This is a genomic window from Falsiroseomonas tokyonensis (assembly GCF_019024325.1).
GTDB lineage: Bacteria > Pseudomonadota > Alphaproteobacteria > Acetobacterales > Acetobacteraceae > Falsiroseomonas > Falsiroseomonas tokyonensis.
The window spans coordinates 169309-185995 of record NZ_JAFNJS010000005.1; the positions used below are offsets into that span (position 1 = coordinate 169309).

Annotated in this window: 16 protein-coding genes; 11 read left to right on the forward strand and 5 right to left on the reverse strand. The window is 70.0% G+C overall.

Features of this window, described 5'->3' with window-relative positions; all coding sequences use genetic code 11:
* Positions 1 to 5: 5 nt before the first annotated feature.
* Genes J3S20_RS17525 through J3S20_RS17540 form a run of 4 tightly spaced genes read left to right on the forward strand, consistent with a single transcriptional unit; the run spans position 6 to position 2392 of the window.
* Positions 6 to 521: an urease accessory protein UreE gene (locus tag J3S20_RS17525; protein ID WP_216837809.1), complete on the forward strand. Its 516-nt coding sequence runs from the start codon at positions 6 to 8 to the stop codon at positions 519 to 521.
* Positions 436 to 1200, forward strand: coding sequence for an urease accessory protein UreF (locus J3S20_RS17530; RefSeq protein ID WP_246602966.1), 765 nt, complete (start codon positions 436 to 438; stop codon positions 1198 to 1200). Before J3S20_RS17525 ends, J3S20_RS17530 begins: the two co-directional genes overlap by 86 nt.
* Positions 1197 to 1805, forward strand: coding sequence for an urease accessory protein UreG (gene ureG, locus J3S20_RS17535; RefSeq protein WP_216837810.1), 609 nt, complete (start codon positions 1197 to 1199; stop codon positions 1803 to 1805). Before J3S20_RS17530 ends, ureG begins: the two co-directional genes overlap by 4 nt.
* Complete coding sequence (locus J3S20_RS17540) at positions 1805 to 2392, forward strand: HupE/UreJ family protein (protein WP_216837811.1); 588 nt, start codon at positions 1805 to 1807, stop codon at positions 2390 to 2392. The genes ureG and J3S20_RS17540 overlap by 1 nt, the downstream gene beginning before the upstream one ends.
* A 4-nt stretch (positions 2393 to 2396) precedes the next feature.
* On the opposite strand, the gene J3S20_RS17545 is transcribed toward J3S20_RS17540, so the two are convergent.
* From J3S20_RS17545 to J3S20_RS17560, 4 genes are read right to left on the reverse strand one after another with little or no spacing between them, the layout of a single operon-like run.
* Positions 2397 to 3605, reverse strand: a complete 1209-nt coding sequence (locus tag J3S20_RS17545) for an LLM class flavin-dependent oxidoreductase (protein WP_216837812.1) — start codon at positions 3603 to 3605, stop codon at positions 2397 to 2399.
* A gap of 59 nt (positions 3606 to 3664) precedes the next feature.
* Positions 3665 to 4840 (reverse strand): BaiN/RdsA family NAD(P)/FAD-dependent oxidoreductase, encoded by a 1176-nt coding sequence (locus tag J3S20_RS17550; RefSeq protein WP_216837813.1) that lies wholly within the window; start codon positions 4838 to 4840, stop codon positions 3665 to 3667.
* Entirely contained in the window at positions 4840 to 6483 is a 1644-nt protein-coding gene (locus J3S20_RS17555; protein WP_216837814.1) for an NAD(P)/FAD-dependent oxidoreductase, read from the reverse strand. The genes J3S20_RS17550 and J3S20_RS17555 overlap by 1 nt, the downstream gene beginning before the upstream one ends.
* 7 nt (positions 6484 to 6490) lie before the next feature.
* Positions 6491 to 7603, reverse strand: coding sequence for an S-(hydroxymethyl)glutathione dehydrogenase/class III alcohol dehydrogenase (locus tag J3S20_RS17560; protein ID WP_216837815.1), 1113 nt, complete (start codon positions 7601 to 7603; stop codon positions 6491 to 6493).
* A gap of 273 nt (positions 7604 to 7876) precedes the next feature.
* Between J3S20_RS17560 and J3S20_RS17565 the strand changes: the two genes are divergently transcribed.
* The 3 genes from J3S20_RS17565 to J3S20_RS17575 all read left to right on the forward strand — a co-directional run bounded on the left by J3S20_RS17565 (position 7877) and on the right by J3S20_RS17575 (position 10503).
* On the forward strand, positions 7877 to 8749 hold the full coding sequence (locus J3S20_RS17565; protein ID WP_246602989.1) for a DUF4189 domain-containing protein: 873 nt from the start codon (positions 7877 to 7879) through the stop codon (positions 8747 to 8749).
* Positions 8750 to 8787: 38 nt separating this feature from the next.
* Positions 8788 to 9825 (forward strand): transporter substrate-binding domain-containing protein, encoded by a 1038-nt coding sequence (locus J3S20_RS17570; protein ID WP_216837817.1) that lies wholly within the window; start codon positions 8788 to 8790, stop codon positions 9823 to 9825.
* A gap of 138 nt (positions 9826 to 9963) precedes the next feature.
* Positions 9964 to 10503, forward strand: coding sequence for a calcium-binding protein (locus J3S20_RS17575; RefSeq protein WP_216837818.1), 540 nt, complete (start codon positions 9964 to 9966; stop codon positions 10501 to 10503).
* Between the two features lie 121 nt (positions 10504 to 10624).
* On the opposite strand, the gene J3S20_RS17580 is transcribed toward J3S20_RS17575, so the two are convergent.
* Positions 10625 to 13042 (reverse strand): S8 family serine peptidase, encoded by a 2418-nt coding sequence (locus J3S20_RS17580; RefSeq protein ID WP_216837819.1) that lies wholly within the window; start codon positions 13040 to 13042, stop codon positions 10625 to 10627.
* A gap of 110 nt (positions 13043 to 13152) precedes the next feature.
* On the opposite strand from J3S20_RS17580, the gene J3S20_RS17585 reads away from it, so the two are divergent.
* The 4 genes from J3S20_RS17585 (at position 13153) to J3S20_RS17595 (ending at position 16678) form a co-directional block, all read left to right on the forward strand.
* Complete coding sequence (locus J3S20_RS17585) at positions 13153 to 13848, forward strand: GntR family transcriptional regulator (protein ID WP_216837820.1); 696 nt, start codon at positions 13153 to 13155, stop codon at positions 13846 to 13848.
* A 142-nt stretch (positions 13849 to 13990) separates the two neighbouring features.
* Positions 13991 to 15322, forward strand: coding sequence for an allophanate hydrolase (gene atzF, locus J3S20_RS17590; protein ID WP_246602967.1), 1332 nt, complete (start codon positions 13991 to 13993; stop codon positions 15320 to 15322).
* Positions 15319 to 15708, forward strand: coding sequence for an allophanate hydrolase-related protein (locus J3S20_RS30310; RefSeq protein WP_246602968.1), 390 nt, complete (start codon positions 15319 to 15321; stop codon positions 15706 to 15708). The genes atzF and J3S20_RS30310 overlap by 4 nt, the downstream gene beginning before the upstream one ends.
* 16 nt (positions 15709 to 15724) lie before the next feature.
* The gene (locus tag J3S20_RS17595; RefSeq protein WP_216837821.1) at positions 15725 to 16678 is read left to right on the forward strand and encodes an ABC transporter substrate-binding protein; all 954 of its coding nucleotides are present in this window, start codon (positions 15725 to 15727) and stop codon (positions 16676 to 16678) included.
* The last annotated feature ends 9 nt before the right edge of the window (positions 16679 to 16687 follow it).

Here is a 16687-nt window from a genome sequence, read left to right on the forward strand (position 1 = left end):
AGCCCATGCCGCAAGCCCGCGCCATCGCCGTCCACCCCGCCGGAACCTGGCCGGAAGGTGCGGCCAAGGACAGCGTCACCGTCGACTTCGATGACCGCTTCCGCCGCCGCAAGGTCTATCTGACCGATGGCGGCGGCAGCTTCCTGCTCGACCTGCCCGAGGCCACCGTGATGCGGGAGGGTGACGGCCTGCAGCTGGAGGACGGCGGCTTCATCCGCTTGCGCGCGGCACCGGAGGACCTGGTTTCCGTCACCGCCGCCACGCCCGCGCTGCTGCTGCGCCTCGCCTGGCATCTCGGCAACCGACACCTGCCCACGGAGCTGGATGGCGACCGCATCCTGATTCGCCACGACCACGTCATCATCCGCATGCTCGAAGGTCTCGGTGCCACGCTGCAGAAGGTGCGCGCGCCCTTCAATCCGGAGGGCGGCGCCTATGGCGAGCACAATCGCCTGCCGGCGCATCCGCACGGCCATCACCACCATCACGGCGACGATGACCATCACCACCACGGCCACTGACCTGCCCGCGCTGGCGCGGCTGCTGGCCTGGCTGTCGCCGGCCTATCCGACCGGCGCCTTCAGCTACAGCCACGGGCTGGAGATGGCGGTGGAGGAAGGCGCCGTGACGGATCGCGCCGGGCTGGTCGCCTATGCGGAGGCCGCGCTCGCCCATGGCGCCGGCGCCGTGGATGGCGGCTTGTTCGCACTGTCCTGGCGCGCCGCCGCGGCGGGCGATGCCGCGGCGCTGGATGCACTGACAGAACTCGCCGCGGCCATGCGTGGCACGGCGGAGTTGGCGCTGGAGGCTACGCAGCCCGGAGGCGCTTTTGCGCTGGCCACCAATGCCGCCTGGCCGAACGGGGAGTTTGCTGCCTTTACCGCGCGGCATCCGGGCCGCCTGACGCATGCGGTGGCTTTCGGCGCCGCCGCCGGCTTCCACGCCATGCCGCTGCGCGAGTCCTGCTTCGCCTGGCTAACCGCCTTTGCCGCCAACCTGGTCTCGGCCGGCGTGCGGCTTGTGCCGCTGGGTCAGACGGATGGCCAGATCGCCACCGCCGCCCTGCTGCCCGCCATCCAGGCCGCGACGGATGCCGCGCTGGCCGTGACTGATGCGGAGGAGATCGGCGGAGCGGCGCCCATCATCGACCTGTTTTCCCTGCGCCACGAGACGCAATACACGAGGCTCTTCCGCTCATGAGTAACGGCCCTTTCCGCATCGGCATCGGCGGCCCCGTGGGCTCCGGCAAGACCGCGCTGGTCGATCGCCTCTGCAAGGCGATGCGGGAGACGCATGACGTCGCCGCCATCACCAACGACATCTACACCAAGGAAGATGCCGAGTTCCTGACGCGCAGCGGCGCCCTGGCGCCGGAGCGCATCATGGGCGTGGAGACCGGTGGCTGCCCGCATACCGCGATCCGCGAGGATGCCTCCATCAACCTCGCCGCCGTCGCCGAGATGTCCGCGCGATTCCCGTCGCTGCAGCTGCTGTTCATCGAATCCGGCGGCGACAACCTGGCCGCGACCTTCAGCCCGGAGCTGGCGGATCTGACGATCTACGTCATCGATGTCTCGGCGGGCGACAAGATCCCGCGCAAGGGCGGTCCGGGCATCACGCGCTCCGACCTGCTCGTCATCAACAAGACCGATCTCGCGCCGCTGGTGGGCGCCGACCTCTCCGTCATGGACCGCGACGCGCAGAAGATGCGCGGCGCGCGGCCTTTCATGTTCACCAACCTGAAGGAGAACAGGGGCGTGTCCGAGATCGCCTCCTTCATCCTGAAATCCGGAGGAATTGCCTGATGCGCCGTCTTCTCACCCTCGCTGCCCTGCTCGCGCCGATGCCGGCGCTGGCGCATGAAGGCGGCGCGCATGTGCACGGCTTCATGGCCGGCTTCGTCCATCCTATCGGCGGGCTGGATCATGTGCTGGCGATGGTCGCGGTCGGCCTCTGGGCCGGGCTGCTCGGCGGCCGCGCCCTTTGGGCGCTGCCGGCCGGCTTCCTCGCCCTTTGGGCGCTGCCGGCCGGCTTCCTCGCCGCCATGACACTGGGTTTCGGGCTCGGCGCAGCGGGCCTCGGCCTGCCGATGGTGGAGGCGGGCATCCTCGCCTCCGTCATCATTCTGGGCGCGCTGGTGGCCGCTTCCGCCCGCGTCTCTCTGGCGCTGGCTGTGCCGCTGGTCGCGCTCTTCGGGCTGCTGCACGGGCATGCCCATGGCACGGAACTCGCCGGCGCCGGGGCCTTCCCCTATGCCGCGGGCTTCCTGATCGCCACGGCGCTGCTGCACGGCCTCGGCGTGTTCGGCGCGCTGGCCATCACCAACCGCGTGGTGGTGCGGCTGGCCGGTGGCGCCATGGCGGCGCTGATGCTGGCCGTCGCGGCCATCTGATCCTTCAGCTTCCGGCGCGTGTCGTATCGCGCGCGCCGGAGGCCCGGGCATCGAAGGCTTCCGGCACGTCCTTGCCGGCATCGACAAAAGCCTTGCGCAGCGCTTCCACATTCGGGCTGAAGATCGTCTTGCGGTTGGCCACCGCCCATTCATGCGAGCCGCGCACCGTCTCCAGCGATTGCTGGAAGCGCGGCATCACCCAGCGGGCAAAGAGCTCGTAGCTGCGCCAGGTCTGTTCGCGGTTCGCCCAGTCATGCGCGCGGAACAGGAAGCCGCCGAAGCCGCCCTCGCTGGCTTCCACGAGCCGCTCGATGCCGCGCGCCACCGTCTCCGGCGAGCCCACCAGCGTGGTGCCGGCCTTCACGCCATCCGTCAGCGGGTCCTGCGAACGGCCAGGCGGGCGGCCCAGCGCATCCTCGAAATAGGTCACGGTCTCCAGCCGCTCGCCGACGCGCACTTCCTCCAGCGCGCGTTCGTCGGTCTCCGCCACATGCACGTTCATCACCAGGCGCCAATCGGCGCGCCGCACGGTCTTGCCATGCGCGGCGGCAGCCTCCTCGGCGATCTTCCACTGGCCCGGCAGCGCGGAGGGTCCGCCCGGCATGCCCGCGCCGAGCGAGAGGATTCCGACGCCGTGCTTGCCGGCCACGGCCGGGCCTGCGGGGGTGAGGGTGCTCGCCACTGCAATCGGGAAATGCGGGTCGCTGTACGGCTTCAGATGCAGCCGCGCCTCATGCATCTCGAACCAGTCGGTCTTGCGCGTCACCGGCCCGTCGCAGGCCAGCAGCGCCATGATCGCCTCCAGCGCCTCATCCATGCGCCGGCGCTGCGTCTCCGGCGCGATGCCGAGCATATAGGCGTCGGAGACCAGCGCGCCCGGCCCGCAGCCCAGCATCGCCCGGCCGCGCGTCATGTGATCCAGCTGCACGAAGCGCTGCGCCACCAGGAAGGGATGGTGATAGGGCAGGGAGGTGACGCCGGAGCCGAGCCGGATGGTTTTCGTGCGCTCCGCCGCCGCGGCGATGATCAGCTCCGGCGAGGCGATGGTCTCCCACCCCGCGGAGTGGTGCTCGCCGATCCAGGCCTCGTCATAGCCGAGGCGGTCCAGCAGCTCGAGCATCTCGATGTCGCGAGAGATGGCGAGGGTGGGGTTGTCCCCCAGCCGGTGGAACGGCGCCAGGAAGATGCCGAACTGCATGCCACGCTTCGCCATGGTCGCCTGCCCCGATCGCTTTGAATGCAGCTTCGGACAGAAGCGGCGCGCTGCCAAGCTCAGGCGGCTTCGCCGGCCACCCAGCCGCTGGACCAGGCCCATTGGAAATTGTAGCCGCCGAGCCAGCCCGTCACATCCACCGCCTCTCCCACCACGAAGAGGCCGGGCACGTCCTTGGCCTCCATGGTTTGGGACGACAGCCCGGCTGTGTCGATGCCGCCCAGCGTAACCTCCGCCTTGGCATAGCCCTCGTCGCCAAGGGGCTCCAGCCGCCAGGCTTTCAGCAAGGCGCCGAGCGCCTTCAGCGGGGCGTCGCCCACCTCGCCGATGACGCGCGGCGGCAGGTGCAGCGCGGCCATGGCCTGCGCCAGTCGCGAAGGGAGAAACTCGCCCAGGATGGTCCTGGGCTCCGCCTTCGGCCGCGTTCGCTTGCCGGCCAGCAGCAGCGCGGTGGCGTCGCGGTCCGGCAGAAGGTCGAGGGTGATGGCCTGGCCCGGCTGCCAATAGGAGGAGGCCTGCAGGATCGCGGGGCCGGACAGGCCGCGATGGGTAAACAGCAGCGCCTCCCGGAAAGCCGCCCTGCCCGCCTTGGCGATGGAGTCCAGCGCGACGCCGGATAGCGGCTGCATCAGGGCCAGCGCCTCACCGCCGAAGGTCAGCGGCACCAGGCCGGGGCGCGGCGCCACCAGCTTCAGGCCAAAGCGGCGTGCGACGTCATGGGCGAAGCCCGTCGCACCCATTTTGGGAATGGAGAGACCGCCGGTGGCCAGCACCAGGCTGTCCGCGGTGAAGCCGCCGCGGTCGGTCGTGATGCGGAAGCGGTCGTCGCGCGACACCTCGGTGATGCGGTGCGACAGGCGGAGGTCGACGCCCGCGGCCGTGCATTCCGCCAGCAGCATGGCGACGATGGCGCGCGCGGAGCCGTCGCAGAACAATTGCCCCAGCGTCTTCTCGTGAAAGGGGATGCCGTGCTTGCGCACCAGCGCCACAAAATCGTGCTGCGTATAGCGAGCCAGGGCAGACCGCGCGAAATGCCGATTGGCGGACAGGAACCGCTCCGGCACGCAGCCGGTATTGGTGAAATTGCAGCGCCCGCCGCCGCTGATAAGAATCTTCTTCCCCGCCGCCTCCGCATGATCCAGCAGCAGCACGCGCCGCCCGCGCTGGCCCGCGCGCATGGCGGCGAACAGGCCGGCGGCGCCGGCGCCCAGCACCACCACATCGAAATGCGTCATCAGGCGGCCGCCGCCATCCCGGCCATGTCCCGCCCCACCGCCTCCGCCACGCGGATGCCGTCGACGCCGGCGGAGAAGATGCCGCCCGCATAGCCCGCGCCTTCGCCCGCCGGATACAGGCCGAGCGTATTGACGCTGCGGAAGCTGGCATCGCGGCGGATGCGGATGGGAGAGGAGGTGCGCGTCTCGACGCCCGTCATCACCGCCTCCGCCATGTCGAAGCCGCGGATCTGCTTGCCGAATTCCGGCAGCGCCTCCCGCATCGCCGCCACGGCGAAGTCCGGCAGGCAGGTGGTGAGGTCGGTCGGCGTCACGCCCGGCTTGTAGCTGGGCATAACGGCGCCGAGATTTGTTGAAGCGCGGCCCGCCAGAAAATCGCCGACGAGTTGCGCCGGGGCGCAGTAGTTGCTGCCGCCGGCGACGAAGGCCTTCTCTTCCCAATGCCGCTGCAGCGCGATGCCGGCCAGCGGGTCGCCCGGGTAATCGACCTCCGGCGTGATGCCGACGACGATGCCGGCATTGGCGTTGCGCTCGGCCCGCGAGTACTGGCTCATCCCATTGGTCACCAGCCGCCCCGGCTCGCTCGCCGCGGCCACCACGGTGCCGCCTGGGCACATGCAGAAGGAATAGACCGAGCGGCCGTTAAGGCAGTGATGCACCAGCTTGTAATCCGCCGCGCCGAGGATCGGGTTGCCCGCGAAATTGCCGAAGCGCGCCCGGTCGATGATCGATTGCGGATGCTCGATCCGCACCCCGATGGAAAACGGTTTTGCCTCGATGAAGACGCCGGCGGCCTGCAACTGGAAAAAGGTGTCGCGCGCGGAGTGGCCGATGGCGAGCACGACGTGCTGCGTCTCGATCGTCTCGCCCGCCTCCGTCACCACGCCCGCCATGCGGCGCTGTCCGTCGCGCCCGGTCTCCACCAGGAAGTCGGTGACCTTGGTGCCGAAGCGGTATTCGCCACCCAACGCCTCGATCTTCGCGCGCAGGCTTTCGACCATCGTCACCAGCCGGAAGGTGCCGATATGCGGCTTGGCAACGTAGAGGATCTCCTCCGGCGCTCCCGCCTGCACGAATTCGGTCAAGACCTTCCGGCCCAGATGCTGCGGATCTTTGATGCCGGACCACAACTTGCCATCCGAAAAAGTGCCGGCGCCGCCTTCGCCGAACTGCACATTGCTTTCGGGCGTCAGCTGGTTGCGCCGCCACAGCGCCCAGGTATCCTTGGTGCGTTCCCGCACAACCTTGCCGCGGTCCAGGATGATGGGCCGAAAACCCATCTCCGCCAGGATCAGCGCGGCGAAGATGCCGCAGGGCCCGGTGCCGATCACCACGGGGCGCTGCGGCAGTCGGGCAGGGGCCTGCGCCACGGGGCGGTAGCTGGTATCCGGCGTGCGGATCAGCGTGCGGGCCAGCAGCTTGTCGCCCGCCGCGCGCCGCAGCAGTGCCGCCTCGTCATCCACCGTGAAATCGACCGAGTAGACCAGAAGAATGGCCGACCGCTTGCGCGCATCCCAGGCGCGGCGGGCGATGGTGATGTCGCGCACCGCCTCCGCCCGCAGCCCGAGCGCCGCGCAAAGCGCCTGCTTCACCGCCCCTTCCGGGTGGTCCAGCGGCAGTTTGAGTTCGGTCAGCCTCAGCATGGGTCCCTCAGTACACCACCACGGAACGGATGGACTCGCCGCGTTCCATCAGCTCGAAGCCATGGTTGATCTGATCCAGTGGCATCACATGGGTGATCAGGCTGTCGATGTCGATCTTCCCCTGCATGTACCAGTCGACGATCTTCGGCACATCGGTCCGCCCGCGTGCGCCGCCGAAGGCCGTGCCGCGCCAGGACCGGCCGGTGACCAGCTGGAAGGGGCGCGTCGAAATCTCCTGCCCCGCGCCGGCCACGCCGATGATGATGCTCTCGCCCCAGCCGCGATGCGTGCATTCCAGCGCCTGACGCATCACCTTCACATTGCCGATGCATTCGAAGCTGAAATCGGCGCCGCCGCCCGTCAGGTCGACGATGGCCTGCACCACCTTGTCGTGCCCCACCTCGTTCGGGTTGATGAAGTCGGTCATGCCGAACTTGCGGGCCATTTCCTGGCGCCCGTTGTTCAAGTCGATGCCGATGATCTTGTCGGCGCCCACCATGCGCGCGCCCTGGATCACGTTCAGCCCGATGCCGCCGAGTCCGAACACCGCCACATTGGCCCCGGGCCAGACCTTGGCGGTGTTGATGACGGCACCAATGCCCGTCGTCACCCCGCAACCAATGTAGCAGATTTTCTCAAACGGCGCGTCTTCGCGAACCTTGGCGACGGCGATCTCGGGCAGGATCGTGAAATTCGCAAAGGTGCTGCAGCCCATGTAGTGCATCACGGGCGCGCCCTCGCAGCTGAAGCGGGACGTGCCGTCGGGCATCACGCCCTTGCCCTGGGTGCCACGGATGGCGGTGCACAGGTTGGACCGCTGGCTTAGGCAGGTTTTGCACTGCCGGCATTCCGGCGTGTACAGCGGAATCACATGGTCGCCCGGCTTCACGCTGGTGACGCCGGCACCCACCTCGCGCACGATGCCCGCGCCCTCATGGCCCAGGATGGCCGGGAACAGCCCCTCCGGGTCGGCGCCGGACAGGGTGTAGAGGTCAGTGTGGCACAGGCCGGTGGCCTTCACCTCCATCAGCACCTCACCGGCCTTGGGGCCGCCGATTTCCACCTCCGTCACCGAAAGGGGCTTGCCGGCCGCCCAGGCCACTGCCGCGCGCGTCTTCATGCCATCCGCTCCGTCTGCCTTGCCCGCTGCCTATAGCATCCCGGCACGGCATCGGGAGGGGCGGCGCGGCGCCCGGGCGGGTCGAGGCTGCGCCGGCGCCACAACCGGAAGCGGCGGGGCGAGGCATCTCGCATGGCGCAAAAGCCTGGATGCGTCGCAACATATGCGGCGTGCGAGACATTCGCCGCATGCCATGCGCCTGCCTGCATTTTCGGGACTTGCGCGACGCGAAACGAAAGGCGACACCTTGCGCAGGAGCGGGAGTTCGTGGCGATGCGATTGGCGGTGCTGGCCCTGACCGGATGGTTCGCCCTCCTCGCCCCGGCCCTTGTCGCGCCTGCCCAGGCGCAGACCGGCAACCCGACCCATGACTCCCTCCTGTCCCGTAGCGAGCAGGGGCAGCGCGATGCGCTACGCAGTCTGCTGCGCACCAATGGCCTGGCCTGCGCCGAGGTGACCAACCTCTATGCCGCCGGCCTCGGGCGCGACCGCACGGCCTATTGGGACCTGCAATGCCGGGATGGCGGGCCCTGGCGGCTGGCCCTGCCGGCGGCACGCTGGGGCGCGCCGCGGCTGTTTCCCTGCGGGACGGCCAGTGGGCCCGCGGCCGGCGCCTGCTTCCAGCCCCTCAATACCGGCGTCGCCGCCGCCCCGCCGAGGGCGACGCGCCCGGCGGAAATCCCGCAATCCTGCCGCCAGGCCTGTTCCAGCCAGGCGCGCGCCCTGGTGAATTCCTGCCAGCAGCGCTGCGCCGATGGCAGCACCATCCAGGCCGCGATCCCGGCGCCAGGCGCCACCGCCACGGCCATCCGTGGCCGTTTCGGCTTCATCTATACGGCGGAGCCGCCCTCCACCGCCTATGGCTTCACCAGCGGCCAGACGGATCGCCTGGCAGCCAGCATGCAGGCGATTCGTGCCTGCGAGGCGATTGTTGGCCGCAACCAGTGCCGCATCACCCTCGATTTCCCGAATGCCTGCGGGGCGCTGGCCCAGGCCGTGACCGGCGCGCCCGAGCAGCTGCGCCGCACCGCGACCGGCCGCGGGCAGACCCGCGAACAGGCCGAGGCGCAGGCGCTGCAGGAATGCCGCGTGGCCGAACGCCCGGGCTCGGGCATCGTCTGCCGCATCGCCGTCTCCGGATGCTGAACCTCATGCCGCGCCCATTCCACGATCGGAGCCCCGCCATGCGCCGCTGTCTTCTTGGCCTTCTGATGCTGTTCGGCCTGGCCGGGATGGCGGTGGCGCAAACCCCGGCAGGCGGGACGCTGGAGGCGGTGCAGCGGCGCGGGGAGCTGCGCTGCGGCGTCTTCGGCCAGCTGCCCGGCTTCTCCTCGCCCGACCTGGAAGGCGTGATGCGCGGCCTGGATGCGGATTTCTGCCGCGCCGTGGCCGCCGCCGTGCTGGGCGACCGGGACATGGTGGCCTTCGTCACCGCCAATTCGGTGGAGGCGGGCTTCGCCAATCTCGAAGCCGGCCGGGTGGACCTGCTGTCCAGCAACCTGACGGCCACGGCCATGCGCGATGCCGGGCGCAACATCGCGCCGGCCGGCGTGCTGCTCTATGACGGCCAGGCGGTGATGGTGCGGGTCGATTCCAACATCACCAGCTTCGCGCAGCTGAACGGCAAGCGCATCTGCGTCGCCGCGCCGCAGGTTGACCAGAGCTTCAACATCCTGCGCAATGCCGCGATGCGGGCGCGGATCACCGTGGTGCCGGTGGTGACGACGCAGAGCGGCACGGCGCTGCTCGACGGCTTCAAGAATGGCAGCTGCGATGCCGTCACCGCCGATGCCGCGGCGCTGGCCACCCTGCGCGCCACCGACATGCCCGACCCCGCCGGCGCCATGCTGCTGCCGGAGCGGCTGAGCCGCGAGCCCATCGCCCCCTTCGTGCGCGGCGGCGATGAGCGCTGGCGCCAGATCGTCACCTGGACGCTGCATGCGCTGGTGGCGGCGGAGGAGCTGGAGATCAGCAGCAGCACGCTGGATGCCGCGCTACGCTCCGACAATACCGAGGTCCGCTTCCTGATCGGCCTCGACCGCGGCCTGGGCGCGGCGCTCGGGCTGAAGGACAGCTGGGCGGCGGAGGCGATCCGCCAGGTCGGCAATTACGGCGAGATCTTCGACCGCAACCTGGGCGATGGCTCCGCCATCGGCCTCGACCGCGGCCTGTCCGATCTGTGGCGCCGCGGCGGGCTGATGTATCCCTTCCCCTTCCGGTAGGTCGGTCATCCGGCCTTCGATCCTGCGCCGCGAGGCTGGCCATAGCCAGCCTCTCTGACCGCCAGAGGAAGCTTCGTCTTCCCTGGCCCGGCCGGTAGCGCCAGGATCCGATGGTAGGCCGGGAGCGGGATTGGAAGGATGCAGCCGAAGCCAAAGCTTGAACTGGATGTGGCTGCGCTGGCGCAGGTGACCGGCGGCGCGCAGGTGACCGGCGGCGCGGGCAATGACAGCCTCCTCGGCAGCCATTGGCAAGACACGGTCTTCGGCGGGGCAGGCGACGATTCCATCTCCACTGGCGCCGGCGAGGACTACATCGCCGGCGGCAGCGGCGACGACACCATCAATTCGGGTCTTTTCGACAGGAACGACGACACCGTCGTGGGCGGCCTTGGCGACGACACGCTCGTCTGGGCCCCGCATGGCGGGGGGGACAGCTTTGAAGGCGGTTCGGGCCACGACACCGTCCGGGTGCTGACGCCGAGCCAATTCGGCATGGAACACTTCCTCCGCGGCTTCAGCGTGGACGGCATGATGCTCCTGGTCATGAAGGTCGAGGGCAACCAGGTGACCTTCACGGACCGCCAGGGCAATCCGGCCAGCGTCAGCGGCAGCCTGACCACGGAATACGGCGTGCTGAACTTCACCGGCGTCGAACGCTTCGAATTCGTCCCCCTCTGACGGCCCTGAAGCACTATCCAACGACGCTGAATCAGCGTTGCCGGCTAGTGTTTAGAAACAATGGTTTCTGGAGCACGAGATCCGTCCAACTGGACGGATTGTGCTTTTAGGCCCCGGGGGTTCAGCCGATCAGCAGATCGGCCAGCACCAGTGTCGGCGCGCCCACCAGCAGCGCCAGCGCCACCGGCGCGGCGGAACCGCCGCCATCGATGTCATGCGAGAGCAGGCCGGTGGCGCGGTCATAGACGATGCGCTCCGTGCCCAGCTCCTCGCCTTCATAGGCGAAGCGCACCTTGCCCATCCGGCCCTCCGGCAGGCCGGTGCCGGTCAGCAGGATGCGGTCCTCGCCGGTGGTGAAGTCCAGGATCCGGTCTATCCGGGCGCCACGCGGCTCCAGCACGAAAAGATCCCGCCCGGTCCCGCCGGTCAGCGCATCGCTGCCGGCGCCGCCTTCCAGCCGGTCATTGCCATCGCCGCCGAGCAGCCGGTCCACGCCATCCCGGCCGAACAGCCAGTCGTCGCCCGCCTGGCCGAGCAGCACATCGCCCAGGTCGCTGCCGGCCAGGGTATCGGCCATGGCGGAGCCCCAGATATGCTCGATGCCCTGCAGCACGTCGCCCTGGGCCTCCCCGGTGTTGAGCGAGGGGGTCAGAAGGTCCAGCCGCACCTGCGTGGTATAGACCACCCGATCCAGCCCGGCGCCGCCCACCAGCAGGTCTCCGCCGGCGCCGCCGGTCAGCACGTCGTCGCCATCGCCGCCCAGCAGCGTATCGGCGCCGGCATAGCCGAACAGCCGGTCCTTGCCGCGCATCCCCTCCAGCCGGTTGTCGGCGGCATTGCCGCGCAGGATGTCGTTGCCGTCGCCGCCGATCGCATCCTCGATCAGCGTGCCTGCGCCGATGGTCAAGCTCTCGCCGGCGATCGTGCTGATGAAGCCGGGGCGAAGGTCGATGAGCAGCGGCCCGGTGGTGGCGGCGGCATTCAGCAGGTCGTGCCCCGCCGCATCGGTCAGCAGATTGCGCCCATCCTGCCCCGCCAGGCCGGCGAAGGCATCGGTATAGATATAATGGTCGTCCGCGCTGTCCGCCGCGCCGAAGAGGCCGAGGTCCAGGCTGCGCACTGTCAGCGGCGCGCCGGCCCGCTCGTCCCGGATCTCCACCCGCCAGGTCCCGGTGGCGGATTCGCCCCGGAAGCCGGCGGCGCCGAAGGTCCAGGGCTTGTAAATGACGCTGCCGCCGCTGTTCGGCGCCAGGTCCATGCGCGTGCCATCCGGCGAGACCAGCCGGATATCGACCTGGGAGGCGATGCCGGAGACGATGTCGGCACGCAGCGAGACCTGCTCCACCCGCATCGCGCCGGTGATCTCGAAGCTGAAGCTGAAGCCCATTGGATCATTGTCCGGCACCACTTGGCTGCCGCGCCAGTTCGCGGCCAGGGTCATCTCGTTGGCGGAGGTCCGGGCCGGCGCCCGCCACGTCTCGGCCAGGCGCACCGCGGCATGGGCATCGACTAGGCCGAAGCCATAGTCGTTGGAGAAGTGCATCCCGCCGCCGTTCCAGTCCCCGGCGCCGTTGATGCGCCAGGGGTTCTGCTCGGGCGAAGTCGGGCTGCCGCCGATCGCATGGCCGGCATGGCGGGCGCTGAGCGCCAGTATGTCCTGCACGTCGCGCCAGCCGAGGTCGGGATTGGCCTCCAGCATCAGCGCCACGACGCCCGCCACCAGCGGCCCGCTGGTGGAGGTGCCGCCGAAGCCGCCGAACCAGTCGCCGCCGCCATAGCCGGCCGGGCCGGTGCGGTCGGTGGTCGTGATATCGCCGGCGAAACTGGCCGAGGAGGGCGCGACGACCAGAAGCGCGGCGGAGGGATTGGAATAGCGCGCCACCTCGCCGTCCTTCCCCACCGCACCGACCGCGATGACGAAGCGGCTGGCGGCGATGCCGGACATGTTCGCATCCGCCTCCGGCCCGCCGCGCCGGTCATTGCCGGAACTGACGACGGAGACGGTGCCGAGCCCATCCCGGCCTTCGACGACCGAATGCGCCAGCCCCTCATGCATGCGCGTCCAGCCAGAGCTTTCCGACCCGGCGGTGAAGGGAAAGGACAGCGCCCAGACATGGGCTGCGACATCGAAGCGGGACAGTGCGTCGAAGACATCGTCCACCCGAGTCTGGCCATGCAGGCCGGTGTCATTGGCCAGGATGGGCAGCTGGGTGATCCGCGCATCATAGGCGACGCCGACCGAGCCGATGCCGTTGCGCGCCGCGGCGATCAGCCCCGCCGTCGCCGTGCCGTGGTTGGAGGAGGCATCGGGCAGCCGCACCGGGTCGTCCGGCAGTTCCAGGCTGGCATCGTAGTTGGGGGCGAGGTCGGGATGCGTGGCCTCGATCGAGGTATCGATGACGGCGATGCGCACGCCGCGCCCGGTATAATCCGCCCAGGCGGGCAGCACATTCAGATCGACCGTGCCCAGCGCGCTGCCGTCGAGGTGCCATTGATCCGCGAAAAGCGGATCGCTGGGCCGCGTGCTGCTGCCGCTCATCCTGTCGTTTCTCCCTTTTCCGGAATGAAAACGCGATCCTGGGGCGCTGGCAATCGAGGGGGTGAAGGCCGTGCTTTACGCCGGGCAGGTCGGCGCGGCACAAGCGCGTGATGCCCCGCCGGAGCCAGAACCTCGCCCCCCCGCCGCCGCGCCCGACCCGGGCCGAGGCCATCGCCGCCAGCCTGGCCGAGGATATCGTCACCGGCCGGCTGAAGCCCGGCACGCCGCTGGACGAGGTCGGCCTGGCGCGGATGCATGGCAGCAGCCGCACCCCGGTGCGGGAGGCGCTGCGCCAGCTGGCCCCCACCGGCCTGGTGCAGGTCGCACCCCGCCGCGGCGCCGTGGTGGCGATTCCGGATGCCACGCAGCTGGCCGAGATGTTTCTGGTGATGGCGGAGCTGGAGGCGATGGCGGCCGCGCTCGCGGCCCTGGCGATGACGCCGGAGCAGCGGCGGGGGCTGGAGGGCCAGCATGCGGCCATGGCATCCATGGTGCGGGCGGGCGATGTCGCCGCCTATCGCGCCGCCAATGTAGCCTTCCACCACCTGCTCTATCTCGGCGCGCAGAATGGCTATCTCGGCGAGTTGGCCACCGCGACGCGACGGCGCCTGGCGCCCTTCCGGGCCGCGCAGCTGGAGGCGCCGGACCGGCTTCGGCGGTCGCATGAGGAGCATGGGGAGATCGTCACCGCGATCCAGCGCGGCGATGCTGCGGGGGCGGCGGCGCGGATCCGCGCGCATATCGGGCTGACCGAGCGGACCTGGGCGGCGATGGCGGAGGCGCTGCGGCGTCCGGCTGCTGCCTGATTTGCAGGCAGATTAATCGCAAAGCGGCGCTCGTGCATACAAGAGGGACGCCGCCACTTCTTTAAGCGGCTGATCCGACGGGACCAAGGTTGCGGCATGCGGATTGCTTGCCCGCAAGCCCGATGTCGCACCCGACCCCGCCATGACCGCGCCGAAGCTGCCCGAGGGCATCGCCGCGCTGCACGCCGCCTATGCCGCCGGCCTGACGCCTGCCGCCCTGCTCGCCGGGCTGGAGGCGCGGCATGCGGCGTTGGCCGATCCGGGGATCTTCCTGCACCGCCCGTCCGAGCAGGCTTTGGCTGAGGCCGCTGCGGCGCTGCCGGACTTCGATCCGCTGCTCTACCCGCTCTGGGGCGTGCCGGTGGCGGTGAAGGACAATATCGACGTGGCGGGCATGCCGACCACGGCCGCCTGCCCGGACTACGCCTATCTGCCCAGCGAAAGCGCGCCGGCGGTGGCGCGGCTGGTGGCGGCGGGGGCGCTGGTGGTCGGCAAGACCAATCTCGACCAGTTCGCCACCGGGCTGGTCGGCGTCCGCACGCCGCATCCGATCCCCCGCAATGCCTGCGCGGCGGATCGCGTGCCGGGCGGCTCCTCCTCCGGCTCCGCCGTCGCCGTGGCGCAGGGGCTGGCCCTGCTGGCGCTGGGCACCGATACGGCGGGTTCCGGCCGCGTGCCGGCGGCGCTGAACGGGCTTGTGGGGCTGAAGCCCTCCGTCGGCGCCATCCCGTCCCGCGGCGTGGTGCCGGCCTGCCCGAGCCTGGATTGCATCTCCGTCTTCGCCCATGGCGTCGAGGATGCCTGGGCGGCCTATGCCGTGATGGCCGGTGCCGATAACCGCGATCCCTGGTCCCGCCCCATCACCCTCGGCACGCCGGACGCGCCGCTGACCCGCCTCGGCATCCCGCGCGAAGCCGACCTGCACCTGGATGGCGCAGAGCAGCGTGCGGCCTGGGAGGCCAGCCTGGCCCGCATCGCGCTGCAGGCGACGATCGAAGAGATCGACCTCTCGCCCTTCCTGGAAACGGCGCGGCTGCTCTACGACGGCGCCTTCGTGGCGGAGCGCGACGCCGCCTTCGGCCATCTGGTGCCGCGCGCGGCGATGCACCCGGTCACCCAGCGCATCCTGGCCGGCGCCGCACGCTTCACCGCCACCGATGCCTTCGCCGGCCTTCATCGCCTGGCCGCCCTGCGCCTGGCCACCCAGCCCGCCTGGTCGCGCATGGACGCGCTGCTGGTGCCGACCGCGCCCAATTTCCCGACCCTGGCGGAGCTGGAGGCGGACCCGATCGGCCCGAATGCCCGCCTCGGCACCTACACGAATTTCGTGAATCTGCTGGACCTCGCCGCGCTGGCGGTGCCGGCGTGCAGCCGCCCGGACGGGCTGCCCTTCGGCGTCACGCTGATCGGCCCACGCGCCAGCGACGCGGCACTCGCCGCCACCGGCGCCAGGCTGATGCAGGTGATGGCATGATCGAGATCTGCGTCGTCGGCGCGCATCTCTCCGGCATGGCGCTGAACGGGGAATTGCTGCGCGAGGGCGGCGTGCTGCAGCGCGCCGTGCAGACCGAGCCCTGCTACCGCCTCTTCGCCCTCGCCGGCGGCCCGCCGCGCCGCCCCGGCCTGTTGCGCGTGGCCCAGGGCGTGGCCATCGCCACGGAGGTCTGGGCCCTGCCGGAAGCCGGCTTCGGCCGCTTCGTCGCCGGCATCCCCGCCCCCCTCTGCATCGGCACGCTGCGCCTGGCCGATGGCTCCACGCCCAAGGGATTCCTTGTGGAGCCGGAGGGGCTGCACGGGGCCGAGGATATTTCTCGATTTGGCGGCTGGCGCGCCTTCATCGCCAACCTCGCCACAACCTGAACAGGGAGACCAGACCATGATCCGTCGCCGCCACCTGCTCGCCGCCTCCGCCGCCGCCGCCTTGGCCGCGCCCCACATCGCCAATGCGCAGGCCGCGCGCACGGTGAAGATGGGCTCGCTGCGGCTGATCCATTCGATGACGCCGCATTTCTACCAGCGTTTCGCCCCCGCCGGCCTGACCATCGAGATCATCACCTTCGACAGCCCGACCGATGGCAAGAACGCCGTCGTCACCGGCTCCGTCGCCTGCGGCGGCTTCGGCATCGCCGCCGCCACGCTGGGCGCCGCGGCGGGCGAGCCCGTCGTCGTGGTCGGCGCCTTCTGCAACAAAGGGATGGGCGTGATCAGCAAGGCGGGCAGCGATGTCCGCGCCATCGCGGACCTGCGCGGCAAGCGCGTGGGCATCTGGCCCGGCTCGACGCAGGAGGTCTTCATCCTGGAACGCCTGCGCGAATCCGGCATGTCCGTGCGCGACATCACCGCGGTGCGCGTGCCCTTCGGCGAGATGCACGCCATGCTCTCCCGCGGCGACATCGATGCCTATGTGGGGGCCGAGCCGGGGCCGGGCCTGTCCATCTCCTCCGGCGTCGGGCAGCTGGTGGAATATCCCTATGGCACCGCCATGGGCGGGCTGAACATGATCTTCGGCACCAGCGAGGACCTCATCAAGAACGACCCGGCGCTGGTCCGCACCATGCTGAACATCCACCGCCAGGCCAGCGAATACATGAAGGCGAACCCGGCGGAGGTGGCGGAGGCCACGGTGCGCATCCTCGGCGCCCCGCGCGCCGCGGTGGAACAGGCCCTCGGCGCCGGCAATGTCGAATACATCTGGAAGCTGGACGATACCGTGCTGCGCCAGTCCCGCACCTATGCCGAGCAGATGCTGCAGCTGCGCCAGATCCGCCGCCTGCCGAACTTCGACACCTTCCTGAACCCCTCCTTCTCCAACGCCATCGCCACGGCCTGAGGAGCGCGC